The organism is Leifsonia sp. NPDC058194, from assembly GCF_042883605.1.
Taxonomy (GTDB): Bacteria; Actinomycetota; Actinomycetes; order Actinomycetales; family Microbacteriaceae; genus Leifsonia.
This window is the reverse complement of record NZ_JBHVVL010000006.1, coordinates 108,504-120,738: the sequence shown is the minus strand read 5'-3', so window position 1 is coordinate 120,738 and position 12,235 is coordinate 108,504. Positions and strand designations below refer to the sequence as shown.

At 66.6% G+C, this 12,235-nt stretch carries 13 protein-coding genes; all 13 read right to left on the bottom strand.

The features are described from left to right. Positions 1-86 precede the first annotated feature (86 nt). The 13 genes from ACFVU2_RS19605 to ACFVU2_RS19545 all read right to left on the bottom strand — a co-directional run bounded on the left by ACFVU2_RS19605 (position 87) and on the right by ACFVU2_RS19545 (position 12,143). Positions 87-428 (bottom strand): hypothetical protein, encoded by a 342-nt coding sequence (locus ACFVU2_RS19605; protein ID WP_387878005.1) that lies wholly within the window; start codon positions 426-428, stop codon positions 87-89. Positions 429-431: 3 nt separating this feature from the next. After that, on the bottom strand, positions 432-740 hold the full coding sequence (locus ACFVU2_RS19600) for a hypothetical protein (RefSeq protein ID WP_387878002.1): 309 nt from the start codon (positions 738-740) through the stop codon (positions 432-434). Between the two features lie 3 nt (positions 741-743). Next, entirely contained in the window at positions 744-1,118 is a 375-nt protein-coding gene (locus ACFVU2_RS19595; protein ID WP_387878000.1) for a hypothetical protein, read from the bottom strand. 102 nt (positions 1,119-1,220) lie between these two features. Then, positions 1,221-4,451, bottom strand: coding sequence for a hypothetical protein (locus ACFVU2_RS19590; protein WP_387877998.1), 3,231 nt, complete (start codon positions 4,449-4,451; stop codon positions 1,221-1,223). Between the two features lie 62 nt (positions 4,452-4,513). Continuing rightward, positions 4,514-5,053 (bottom strand): hypothetical protein, encoded by a 540-nt coding sequence (locus ACFVU2_RS19585; protein WP_387877997.1) that lies wholly within the window; start codon positions 5,051-5,053, stop codon positions 4,514-4,516. Next, positions 5,046-5,579 carry a hypothetical protein gene (locus tag ACFVU2_RS19580; protein WP_387877994.1) on the bottom strand — a complete coding sequence of 178 codons (534 nt, stop codon included), beginning with the start codon at positions 5,577-5,579 and terminating at the stop codon, positions 5,046-5,048. The genes ACFVU2_RS19585 and ACFVU2_RS19580 overlap by 8 nt, the downstream gene beginning before the upstream one ends. Before the next feature lie 81 nt (positions 5,580-5,660). After that, positions 5,661-7,319: a phage/plasmid primase, P4 family gene (locus tag ACFVU2_RS19575; protein WP_387877993.1), complete on the bottom strand. Its 1,659-nt coding sequence runs from the start codon at positions 7,317-7,319 to the stop codon at positions 5,661-5,663. A gap of 184 nt (positions 7,320-7,503) precedes the next feature. Continuing rightward, the gene (locus ACFVU2_RS19570) at positions 7,504-8,019 is read right to left on the bottom strand and encodes a hypothetical protein (protein WP_387877991.1); all 516 of its coding nucleotides are present in this window, start codon (positions 8,017-8,019) and stop codon (positions 7,504-7,506) included. Between the two features lie 120 nt (positions 8,020-8,139). Beyond that, positions 8,140-8,898, bottom strand: coding sequence for a hypothetical protein (locus ACFVU2_RS19565; RefSeq protein WP_387877988.1), 759 nt, complete (start codon positions 8,896-8,898; stop codon positions 8,140-8,142). 57 nt (positions 8,899-8,955) lie between these two features. Then, on the bottom strand, positions 8,956-9,297 hold the full coding sequence (locus ACFVU2_RS19560; RefSeq protein WP_387877986.1) for a hypothetical protein: 342 nt from the start codon (positions 9,295-9,297) through the stop codon (positions 8,956-8,958). A gap of 156 nt (positions 9,298-9,453) precedes the next feature. Continuing rightward, a complete protein-coding gene (locus ACFVU2_RS19555; protein WP_387877983.1) occupies positions 9,454-10,365 on the bottom strand; it encodes a hypothetical protein in 912 nt (303 codons plus the stop codon). A 5-nt stretch (positions 10,366-10,370) separates the two neighbouring features. Continuing rightward, entirely contained in the window at positions 10,371-11,540 is a 1,170-nt protein-coding gene (locus ACFVU2_RS19550; RefSeq protein ID WP_387877981.1) for a site-specific integrase, read from the bottom strand. Between the two features lie 45 nt (positions 11,541-11,585). After that, complete coding sequence (locus ACFVU2_RS19545; protein WP_387877978.1) at positions 11,586-12,143, bottom strand: hypothetical protein; 558 nt, start codon at positions 12,141-12,143, stop codon at positions 11,586-11,588. Positions 12,144-12,235 lie beyond the last annotated feature (92 nt).

Here is a 12,235-nt window from a genome sequence, read left to right as displayed (position 1 = left end):
CTGTCTGGTCGGATTTCTGAAGTGGGGGGTGCGCGAAAGGGGCCCTGGCTTGGATGCCAGAGCCCCTTCGTTGCAGCAGGGAAGTGCTACGGCGTCTGCTTCGCGTTCAGACGGTCGGCCACCTGCTGGGCCGACTCGCGGCTGCTGTAGCGGATGACGATGTTGCCGGCGCTGCGTCGTTTCCGGGCACCTCGGCGGAGGAAGAAGTGCTTGTCGTAGGCGTTGTCCGTGTCGACCTCCCAGATGTCGACCTCTGCCGGGTCCGTCGGGTCGTCGCCGAGGCTGTACTCGGTGAGCAGGTTGTCGAGCGCCTCGCGGGGGGTGTCACCGAAGACGCGAAGCGTCTCGTCGCCGTATTCGACCTGAGCGGTCCACGGGCGATCGCCGTTGGCGGTTCCGCGGTCGAGGTCGTCGATGGTGATCTTCATATGTCAGTCCTCCTCGTCCTCGTCTTCGTCGTCGGCGTATGGGTCGCGGTACTCGATGTCGAAGTAGCCGGCGACCTCGACGAGCGCGTCGTGCTCAGCGTCGTTGGACTCGCTCTCCAGCGCTCCCTGAACCTCGCTACCGACGATCTCGATGAAGTGCTTGCGCGCGGCGGACTCGGCCTGCTTTGCGATCGCGGTGACGATCTCGCCCCGGCTCTTCTGGTACTCGGTCAGCGTGACGCCGGATGCGAGGACGAGAAGTCGCACGTTGTCCTCGATCGCTTCGGCGATCGCTTCGGTGGGGGTGGCCATGGGTCAGTCCTCCTGGGTGATGGTGACGACGAAGGGGAAGTCCCAGGTCGAGTAGGTGAGTCTGGTCTCCGTGCGGATGCCGGGCGCGTCGCGGAGGGCCCAGAAGTTGGCGTCCCAGATCTTGAGCGAGACGCTGTCGGTCTCGGCAGCGGCGAGCACGATGCCCTCGTATTCCTCGACGCCACCGGCCGGGAAGGTCCAGTTCCGGTGCTTCTCGTCCTGCGCCTTCCAGGCGTCGCAGAGCTGCGCGGCGTCTTCCTGGCTGAGCGCGGCGACGATTGCATGGCTCAGGTCGTCGTGCTCGTACACCACGGCCGTGGTCGTGGTGATCGAGGGGCCGGAGCCGTCGTGGCCGACGGAGATGGTGGTGGTTGTCATGGGACTCTCCTCGGAGATGGTCGGTCGGGGACGCGTGGTGGTGCACGAAGGGGCCCTGGCTGGAATGCCAGAGCCCCTTCGTTTGCGGTGCGGTGCGGACGACTACTCGTCGGAGTCGGCGTCCCCCGAACCCGGGAGGGCGTCCTCAGCGCTGTTCATCCAGTTCTTCTCGTAGGTGCTGGCGAGCATCTCGAGGTAGACGCCCAGATCCAGGCAGCCCAGGAGGTCGCGCAGCGCGCTCTCCTCCATGCAGAGCAGGTCGCCGTTCTCGATGAGGATGTTCCAGGACGGATCGATGCCGGAGATCTTCCGCACAGCGATGTCCTGGTCCTCGGGGAGCAGGTCCCTGTTCGTCTGCGACGCCTCCATTCGGGTGCGTGCGAAGCCGTTGGACTGGAGGATCCCGAGAGCGACCCGTTCGGTCACAACCGGGGCCATCCCGTCGCGTTTGCGACGCAGCTTCGAGGCCGGGTTGACGACCCAGGCCCCCGCGGCCCGAAGGGACACCGCACCCGGCTTCCCCGGGTGGACGATGAACATCCGGTTGTAGTGCTGCAGCGTCCGCGGGTTCACGACGGCTTCCGGGTCCGGATCGATGGGGTCGATCGGGTCGGAGGCGAACGGGATCGTGATCTTGCCGTTGCTGGCCGCAATCACGTTCTGGAACAGGCGTGCTGCCCGGACCGGGTTGTTGTCGCGCACCGCTTCGAGCAGGATCTGCTTGCCGAGGCGACGGTCCATCGGCTCGGCCAGGCTGATCGGCGTCGTCCGCCAGGAGGGGATGAAGCAGCCGGCTGCGTAGCGCAGGTAGCGCAGCAGCGCCCAGTCGAGCACCGCCGGGTGGGCGAGGCTCTTCGTGGGTTGCGGCTCCTCGTGGCAGGCGAGCGTGCCGCCGGAGGCGGAGACGATCTTCGCTTCCCAGAGCGGAGTGTCCGGGTTCTCCGGGACCTCCAGCTCCAGGCGGTTGTTCGAGTCCTTGCTCACGATGATCAGGGGCTCGGGCTCGATCTCGACGTTGATCAGTGCCTGCTGCTCAGCGAGCACACGGTTGTTGGTCTCCTCGTCCAGGACGGAGTAGAGGCCATCGGTGTTCGTCGAGACAATGCGGGCGCCGGCCAGCGTCTGAGCCTGGCCGATTCGCCAGGAGAACAGCTGCCCGATGATCCGCATCGAGATGATGGCGTTGTTCACTCGGATCGGCGTGAAGTGAGTGGTGTCACCGGCGCCGGATGCCGAGTTCAGCATGAGCTTGGTTCCGTTGCGGAGCACGCCGAGGCGCGTCTTCTCCTCAGCGGTCAGGCCCGGGTCCTTCATCATCTTCCCGTAGCGGTCCTTGTCCGCCAGGAGCTTCGCGTACCGGTCCTCCCCGAGCTCGGCGTTGTAGAACGCGCTCATGTTGCGGAGCATGTTCGGGTAGTAGCTCGTGAAGTCCTCGTGGATGGCGGTGGCCATCGAGGTGAAGGTGTACTTCGGGTTCAACTTCGTCGATCCGTCAGCGTTCGCCTTGAAGAGCTCCGGCTTCGCGATCCCCGGCTTGTAGCCGATCCCCGTGAAACCCTTCGCGACCTCCCAGTACCGCTCTCCGTCAAACTGGTCGGCCGGGACAGTCGCCCACCCCGGGTAGGCCGCCTCGAGAGCTTCGGACATCGCTGTGAGGGCTTTGATCGTCGACTTCGAGGTCAGGACCTCGGAGTGCTGAACGACACGCCCATCGGACAGGGTGACCCCGCCCTTGGCAGTGCGCACCGCGAGCGGGTCACGGTACTCGCGCTTGACGGCGTCCAGCAGTTCCTGCTTCGGACGCCAGGTCCTGAGGTCCTGCTCATACCGAGCCATGTCCGCCTCGGCGCCATGGATGCCGCCGGTGGAGAACGTGGCGAAGCACGTCGACGGGGATCCGTCCGCGTTGAAGTACGGCAGGTTGTTCGGCGTCTTCGGGATCTCCGAGAGGATGTGCACCGGACCACTGAGCGGGTACCGGTTCGCGTACTCCTCGGAGGCGTTGAAGTTCTTGCCCTCGATCGACTTGTAGTAGCCGTAGACCTCGTCGAACTGGGCGCGAGCGTCCGGGTCTGCGATGTGCTCGTGGAAGAACTTGCGGCACTCCTCCAGCACGTTGACCCGCGGGATGCCGCGTTCGCGCGCGACCATCTCGGAGGGGTACATGAAGCTGACCCCCTCGAGGTCGTCCAGGTTGCCGTACGGGCTCAGGATCAAGCCAACGAGCTTGGCCGAGGAGGTGTCCGGGGTGAGCCGGCTGCGCCGGACCGCCTTGGGGTGCTGGTTCGGCATCCCGGTGATCTTCGACTTCTCGTAGATCGTCTCCGGGTACTGGTCGAGCAGCCCCTTCTTGAGGTCGAAGTTCGAGGAGTACGCCGGGTGGGTGAAGAGCTTCGCCAGCCCTACGACGTCGGAGACGTTGTAGGCGAAGAGCTCGAGGAGCTCCGTGACTGTCCGCACGGTCGCGTTGTGGGCGCCGAGCTGGTCGCTCTCCATGATCTGGCGGCCGAGACCCCCGAGGACCCGTTTGAGGCCGACGAGCTTCTGGGCTTCGTTGAGCCGGGCGATGTCGATGTGGCGGCCGGAGCTCATCATGGCGGTGCGGATCTTGTTCGGAACGCTGGCCCACTTCTTGCCGCCGGCCACGCGGCCGTCCGTGAGGTAGCGCGGCATGTAGCTCTTGTAGGGCTCCTGGAACAGCTCGTTGTTGTACGAGCGCAGCCGGCTCGCCTCCGGCGCGGTGAACCCGAAGCTGGCGTTGAGCCCCTCGGCCAGCGCCTTCTCCAGGTGAGCGAACGCCTCCATGAAGTAGATCGCCAGCATGGTCGTGTCGTAGTTGAACGAGTTGTAGCCGGCGAAGTACGGGTGCTTCTCGAACGGGTCGTACCCGGGGTCGGTGTCGCACACCGGACGGAGGTGCGCCGAGTAGGTGGAGACCGAGTCGGGGTCGTTGACCGAGTCCGCGTCGCTGAGCCCGAACATCTGGGCCAGCGCGAGACTTCCAAGCCAGGTGGAGAGATCGTGAAAGCGGATGGTTCGCGTGCGACCGTTCTCGACCTGGAACGCCGGGTTGGCGGCGAAGATCGCTTCGGCCGCCGCCGTCGTGTCGAGCGGCGCTGCGGCCAGCTCGTCGGCAAGGGGACCCGTGGGATCGACCAGGTAGAACACCTCGACCGTGTTCGTGCGGGGCGAGTAGGCACAGAGCGTGAAGACGTTGTTCAGTGACTCGATGTCATAGAAGGTGAAGGACGCAGTCTTGGCCGTCACCGGCCGGGTGGCCTGGGTGATGGTCTGGGTATTGGGCTGGTTGGGCGCCAGGGTTGCTTGTGACACGCGGCGACTCCTTCCTGGTGGGTCTGGTGATGGGTCAGTGGTGGAGCAGATGGCGACGTAGGTCAGTCGATTGCTGCACGGTCGAGCGCGGCGGCGATGTAGGCGCCGGCGGTCGCGAGGTTCTCCTCGCGCTCCGGGCTGGGGCGCCACGCGCTCTCTGCCCAAGGCCAACCACCGGGCGGCGCGTAGCTGCCGTCGGGGTTATGCCAGCCGTCCGCGCCGGACTGTGCGACCAAAAGGAAGCATTCGGCCGCAGCCATCAGTTCGCGTCGCGAGTTGTTGATGTCGTATTCGCCCCGTCGGATCGACCGTTCGCGCTCGGCGGCGAGGCGGAAGACGCCGGGGGAGAGCAGCCCTGAATCGGCGTTGCGAGCCAGGAGCGCCGCTATCGCTTCTCGCAGCGCCTTGGCCATGCGATGCCGGGTGGTGTCGGCGAGGGGCACGAGCTCGCCTCGCCGGGTGCCGTCAGCGTAGAACGCGCAGGCGTCGAGTTCGGAGATGAGCGACTTGAAGTCCTCCCGGTCCGCGGGGGTTGCCGGGACTGAAGCCGTGGGGTCGCCACGCCGCCGCGCGACGAGCGCTTCGTAGATGGGCTCACTCATGGGTGCTCCTTGGGTCGTCGGTGCTGGTGTCGGACGTGTGACGCGCGGCGCGCACCAGGAGGGTGGCGAGCCAGGGCGCCCCGGGCACGTCCAGCTTCTGAATGGGGTCGATGCCGTGGTCCCGGAGCACCTGTTCCACGGCGTCTTCCGCGCGAAGGCGGGCGTTCGTTGCGCTCGACAGGTCGGCGCGGGGCGGTGTCACTGCGCTCGGTCGGTCGGCGTCGGCCGTCGGCGGCGCGAAGGCGACCTGGATCGCACCTCGGCCCCCGCAGCTCGTGCACGTGACAACGTTGAGTCGCTCGACCTCGAAGTCCTCGAGGTAGTGGGTCTCGGTCTCGCTGTGGTCGTCGTGCTGAACGGAACAGTCGAGCACCACGGACCGCCCGAATCGTTCGGAGTGGTCCGTGTTGAGCGCGACACCCTCGTGGCGGGTCTTGTAGACGGAACGCGCCTCGGGCGTGCCGAATCCGACGTAGCCCTCGTAGGTGGAGAGGCGGATCTGGTCGCCAACGCGGATGTCGCTCATGGCTGCTCCTCAGCTGTCGACCGCCGAGGCGGTGGAATGATGCGGTGCCGGGTGCGCTGTTGTGCAGCGCACCCGGTTGGGTCAATCGACCGTTTCCTCGTCCTCGTCGGAGACTCCGGCGACGGTGGCCGCCAAGACGCTCTGGCGTTGGAGGCCGCGGTATCCCGGGGCGAGGGGGCTGACAAGGCTCTTCTTCAGCGGATCGGTCCCGGTGTAGCTCTGGTTCATCCAGTCCTTCAGATCGAATCGCGCGATCAGAGGCTCGGGCTTGGCCATCCGCGAGGCCGGCCGGGTCTTGGCCGTCTTGTCGGCGCAGTACCAGAGGGTCGACTTCTGCACGATGCCGACGAGGTCGTTCACGAAGACGTTGCGGCCGGTTGGTGACCCGGACGGGTTGGTCTTCGCGAACCAGGCCTTGTAGAGGTCGTACAGGAACGGGAAGGGCAGCAGGTCCCAGACGAACGCTTCCTCGAACTCGTCCCAGAAGGCGCGCACCGGGTCGTTGAAGCCCTTGTACTCCTCCAGGACCAGACGGGTCGCCTCCGGCTCCGACAGGACGTAGTAGTCCATGTGGACCACGCGCTTGAGCACGTACTTCAGCACCTCGTCGCGGGCGACGTAGTCGTCCTTGATGTAGCGCTTCTCGGCGCCGGTGAAGCTCTTCGAGAACGGCACGAACAGCTGCCGCCGATAGAAGCTCTCGGACTTGTCCTTGATCCGGGGGAACTCATTCAGGCACTGCACCATAAAGCCCCAGAACTGGTAGGCGATCGGCGTCTTGTACTTCCGGTTGATCGAGATGACGTCGTTGGTGATGATCGCCTTCAGGTTCGCGGCGCGGTCGATGAAGGTGCCGACGTCGTTCTCGTCGACGAGGATCGCGCTGGCGCGCGTGAGCGGCTCGAGCAGGAAGTCCTTGCCGAAGTCGCTGATCGGGATCGAGGCGTAGCTGGCCGTGCCGACGAGGTTGCGCATCAGCTCGACCAACGTGCCCTTGCCGTTGTTGCCCTGGACGGAGTAGAACCAGGCGCTCTTGTTCCAGCGGACGTGCGGCCGGACGATCGCGCCGAGGATCTGCCAGAGCAGGTCGACGATTTCAGGGTCGTCGCTGAGCGTCTTCATCCACTCCTCGACCTCCCAGGTGTCGCCGTCTGGCGTCTGGATGCCGGGGGAGAGGGCGTTGGCGTCGTAGTCGACGCGCGCCTTGGAGAGGAACACCTTGTTCGGGTCGAAGGGCTTCAGCTCCTTGGTGCGGTAGTCGAAGATGCCGTTGTTGACGGCGATGAGATCTCGGTCGGAGCACCGGTTCAGGCGCGGGGCCTCTTCGCGCAGGACCGTCATGACCTCGCGGGAGTCGTTGATCGTGAGCTCCCGGTTGTAGAGCCGGGCGATGCTGCGGATGTGGTCCTCGCTGGTGGCGTAGATGCCCTCGTCCTCGCCCTCGTCGACGTAGATCGCCAGGAGGTCGAGGTCCCGGTCAGTGTTCCGGCCGGAGGGGGCGATGCGCGCGACGCGGTGGAGCGTGATCAGGATCTGTGCGACCTGCGAGAACGTCAGGCGCTTGAGCAGGTTGATCTTGTGGCTGCCCTGGCGGCCGGTGTTCTCGACGTTGAACTCCTTGTTGGTCGCTGCGATGAGGCTTTCCTCGATCGTGGCGGGGGTGGGGAGGCTCTTCGGGTCGAGCGAAGCGAGGTAAGTGGTGGTCACCTGCTTGGTGATCTCGTTCTGCGTTGTCGCCATCGTGCCTGCCTTTCAGGGAGTCGGTGCGGAGTCGCCGACGGGCCGGTTCGCGCGTGGTTCGTGCAGTATCGGTTCGTCTACGCGGGGTGTCCGCGGTCTGACCTCTGGCTGGGCGCCTTCCGTGGGGCGCGACGAAGCAAGGCCGCACCCCTGTCGGGGTACGGCCTTGCCGAGAATGGGTGAGCTAGATGCCGTCCAGCTGCTCGCGGAACTTCGTGATGAGCTGGTCGATGGGGCTCTGCGGAGAGGCGTTCAGTGTGGCGTGACGCTGAAGGTGCAGCGTGGCGGCCTCCAGCTGGGCGCGGCGCGTCTCCTGGTCGATCTCGGTCGGGTTCACCGCCGAGAGCGTGAACAGCGCCTCCATGGCCTGCCAGAGGTGCGGCTCGGCGGGGAAAGCGCGATCGAGGATGCCCCAGACGTTCTCGCGGTGGAGCTCGGCGCAGTTGCACCCGGATGCGTGGCCGTCGACCGGCATGGCCGGCGCTGCGTCCTGGGCGTTGGTGACTCCGAGGGCGGATGCGAGCATCGTGCGCAGCACGGGAGGCATCTCTTCGTCCTCGAGCATCTGGATGAGCCCGTCGCGAAGCTCCGGCGGCAGGTCGTCGGCCGCCGTGAAGGTGCCGAAGGGGGTCTTGACGATGAACGCCATGGTCGGCTCGTCGGTGCTGTCCTCGTTCTGGTTGTCGGCAGGCGTGGTCATGGTGTCTCTTTCCGCCGTGATCGGCAACGTATGGAGGGGGCGAGGGGTTGGCCTCGCGCTCAACGCAGAACGCCGGGAGGGTCAGCGTGGACCCGTCCCGGCGTTCGTTGTCTTGGAGCGTTACTCGGCGGCTGCCAGCGGTACGTCAGGCGCGGCCTGCGCGGCATGGCTGCGCGGACCGACGATCAGCGTCTGGGTGTCCAGGAAGCGGACCTCCCACTCCGGAGCGAAGCTGTCGATCCGAGGACGCAGCTCGTCGACGTTGCTGACCAGCGTGAGCGCCTGCGGCGGCAGCGGGCTGATGCCGAAGGTGCCAGGCTCCGCGCCGTAGAACAGCGACCCGGGGAGCAGTTCCCCGCCGAGAGCGGAGCCCAGCCGGACGGCCAGCTGCTCAGCGGCGATGTACTCCTGCTTGATGGCGTTCGCACTGATCACGCCGATCACGATGGCGGAGGCGGCGCCGGCGATCGCGGCGAATGCCGAGAGGAACGGTGTCAGGATCAGGAAGATGGCCGGGAGCGCGAATGCGATCCGTCGACCCCAGCTCCCGTACCGGAGGTAGCCGAAGACCGCCCCGGTGGCGACGGGGACCGTCACCAGGGACGGGGCCGTGATCTTGGCGGCGGCCATGGTGAGGAAGTACAGGAAGAACACCGAGAGGATCAGCGAGATCCATCCCCAGGTGCGGTAGCCGGCGGCGCCGGTCGTGACCGAGTCCGATGCGCCGATACCCGGGATGCCGATCGAGAAGACGATGAGCCAGCCGGGCAGGAAGATGACGCAGAGCCAGTTCCAGATGCGGCCGAATCCGACGTTGGCGGCCGCAGTGACCGCGGCACCGCCGACGGCACCACCGATGAACGATTTGGTGAAGGACATGTGTTCAGATTCTCCAGTTTTGTTGATGTACGAGTAGAAAACTATCGGCGCCCACCGTCAGAGATGACTCAGGAATTGTGCCCAATGCGGGGGCGGCGGGGGCGGCAGCGCGATGTATGCGCCGACCAGCATGACCAGCAGGGCGACAGCGCCCAGGACGATCGCCCCGTAGGCGATGACGAGCGCGGCGATCGCGAGACCGCGACCGCGAGCTTCCTGGCCGCGGCATCGGCCGGCGCGCAGGCGCAGCAGCGCGACGTGCGCGAGCACCGGTCCGACGAGGAAGCCAATGACGTTGAGGAAGCCGGAGACGGCGACAATCAGAGCCACGACGGCCAGGGCGTTCACACGCGGCCGCGTAGGCCTGGAGATGGTGTTTTCGTGCAGGAACAGGCTCATGGTCCGATCCCTCTCTTGAATTCGTGGTCAGCGGCGACCGCTGGCCACCGGGGCGCAGAGGGCAGTGCAGGACGCAGGTGTTCCTGAACGTCACACCATGTCCCGGTGCGCGCTGCGCGCGCGCCAAACCCGATCTGAGGGCGGGGGATACCCGACCTACAGATCGAAGCTCTTGAGGTGGGAGAGCAGGTCGTCGGTCTCACCGACGATCTCGTTCAATCGCAGCAACAGCGCTGCTGCCCGCTGGTCGACATCGTCGTAGGCATCAGCGAGTTCATTCATCGTGGCGTTCGCGAACCGCCCAGTCACCACTGTGGGTGCCCGCCGGGAGATCTCGGCAACCGCGCCGAGGCCCTGCCGGTACGCCATCGTCGAGCTGATGGCCCGCGTGCTCATGGGGTCCCCAGCGACCCAGCCGTGCCGGTCGATGGCCGGCAGCAAGGTCGAGGCTGATCGCCAGGCGCCGTCGAGACCGACGAGGCAGTCGTGCAGGGCCTCGTCCACGCCCTCGGGGCTGACCAACTCCTTGATCTCGTTCCACCAGCCGAACGACGCCGCGCCCGCGACCCGCAGCCAGCGCGTGACGGCGCAGGCGGGGCACTCTGCAGCCGGGTCTGTCTTCGGGATCGGGATGCCCTTGATGGCGAGCTGCGGGAAGAGCACGACGTCTTGCTGCACGATCTCCCGCGCCTGGTGGCGGCTCAGGCCGACGACGCCGGTGAGAACCAGGAGCCAGCCGTCCCGGCGCGCGCGCAGGGCGGTCTGGAAGTTCTTCCGGTGCTGGAACGTCGGCAGCTGGGCCAGCGCGCGCGGTAAGGGCGCCCATCGAGCACCCTCGCGCATCACGCTGGGCCGCTGGCTCGTTGGGAGCGCGAGAGGCGCCCCAGCGCGCTCGTGCGCCTTCCTGATGGCTCTCACGCGCCGACCTTGCGCGTCGATCGGAGCGGGGAAGGCCTCCAGGAAGCCGGAGACGGTCGTTGTGGACGCCGGGATCGGGTCAGCGTCCGTCGACGCACACCAGTCGACGAAGAGGCTCCAGTCGCGGGATTCCTGAGCGGTCGAGACCATCGCGCCTAGAGCCCGATCCGGGTGACGGCGTTCTGGCGCAGCGGGTCGTGCTCGCGCCGGTAGATCTCGACCGTCGCCGGGTTCTTGTGGTCGGTCTGCCGCATGACCTCTTGCGGCGTCGCGCCGGCCCGCAGCGCCTGCGTGACGAAGCCCGCGCGAAGCGAGTGCCCTCCGAAGCGACGGGGGTTCAGGCCCGCTGCTGACAGGCGACGCTTGACGACGTCGTTCACGACCTCACCGCTGATCGCACTGGGACGGATGCGGCCGCTTCGGTGCACAGGACGGAAGAGGCTCGCCTTGGGGTCGAGCCGGTCGAGCTCGGGCGTCGGGCCGTGGCAGATGTGGAGGTCGGTGTTCGACTCGCGCAGGAGTCGCATCATCGTGCTCCGGGACGCGTTCTGCGCCGCGTCCAGGACACGCACCCAGCGCAGGAACGCACACGGAGGGCACGTCAGCGGGTTGTCGCCGTAGGGGAGACCTTTGACCGAACCACGGCCTTCCTGGTCGGTCTTCGAGGTCAGCAGGCGCACGTGCAGCCCGTCCTCGGGGTGGATCGCGACGTCGCCGATCACTCGGGATGCGAGCTCGGAACGGCGGAACGCTCCGGCGAAGCCCATGAGAAGGATCGCGGAGTCGCGGTGGCCGATAATGCCAGCCGGGTAGGAGTGCAGGTCGATCGCCGTGAGGACCTTCTTCAAGTCGGCCAGCAGCAGTGGTGCCATGCGGCGCGTGGGTCGCGCGTAGCGGCGCCGGATGCCCGAGAGCGTGTCCTTCACCTCGCGCCGATCGCCGGGGGAAGGGTGGCCGGCCCGCTGGTGGCGCACGTTGATGGAGGTGACCCAGCGGCTGATGGTGCTGGGAGCGTAGGCCGGCTCACCCGAGGCATCGACGAGGGCCGCGCGGTCGGTGATGTACGCGGCGACCGTCGAGCCGGAGGCGGGGAGAGCGACCTGGCCGCACTCATCGCACCACCGCTCGAAGGCTGACCAATCGCTGTCGTACGCGCGCCTGGTGTTCTTGGCGCTGGCGTCAGCCTGGTTCTGGGCGATTCCAGCTACGAGCTCGGGCGCGAGCGGAGCGCTCGAGCGAGCGGGGACGGCAGTGCCGGCGTCGACTACGACGACACTGCGATTCTGCTGCTCCTGCTCGTAAACCAGAGAATCCTGCGCATCCATGCACGGCATTATGCGCCCGACCACCGTCACCGGCAGTAACGGCGGTCAGCTGATGCTCGGGTGCCCCTTGACGAAGGGGACGATCTTGCTGAGCAGGATCGCCGTCGCGCGTCTGTGCTGCTGAGACGAGATCGCGGGCTTGTCGCGCGCGTTGAAGTAGCCCAGCAGGAACTCGTAGTCGACCGATCCGTGCCCGCGGTTGTACTCGTCGCCGGGGAAGGCACCATCGTCGTAGAGCCGCTTGAGCAGCGCTCGTGTGAAGAACTCGCTGTCGACAGCGATACGCCTGCGGTCGAGGATCGCGCGCCGCAGCTTGGCCAAGTCCTCCAGGACCTTGACCTCGTCGTCGAGCTCGCGGCGGCCGAAGTGATTGATGCAGGTGCTCCCGATCGGGTACAGCTCGCGGTCGGTGAGCGGGTTGCGGATCGTGAAGAGCTTCTGGAGGTTCGGCTGGCCGCAGATGCAGTTCGATGACCCGCTCGTGTCCTCTTCGAGGCCGACCACTTCCCACTCGCGCACGGCGTAGAGCCAGTTCCGGGCTCGGGAGGCGGCAGTCACCTCAGACTTCAGCTGCTGGAAGTTCGGCGTCGGCGCAGGCGTCATGCCGCGATTCTGGCCGAAAATCCTCGGAAACGCGGAAAAATGGGGCTGCGCGCCGCTGGTCGGGATACTTGGTCTTATCGCGGGCAGGAAAC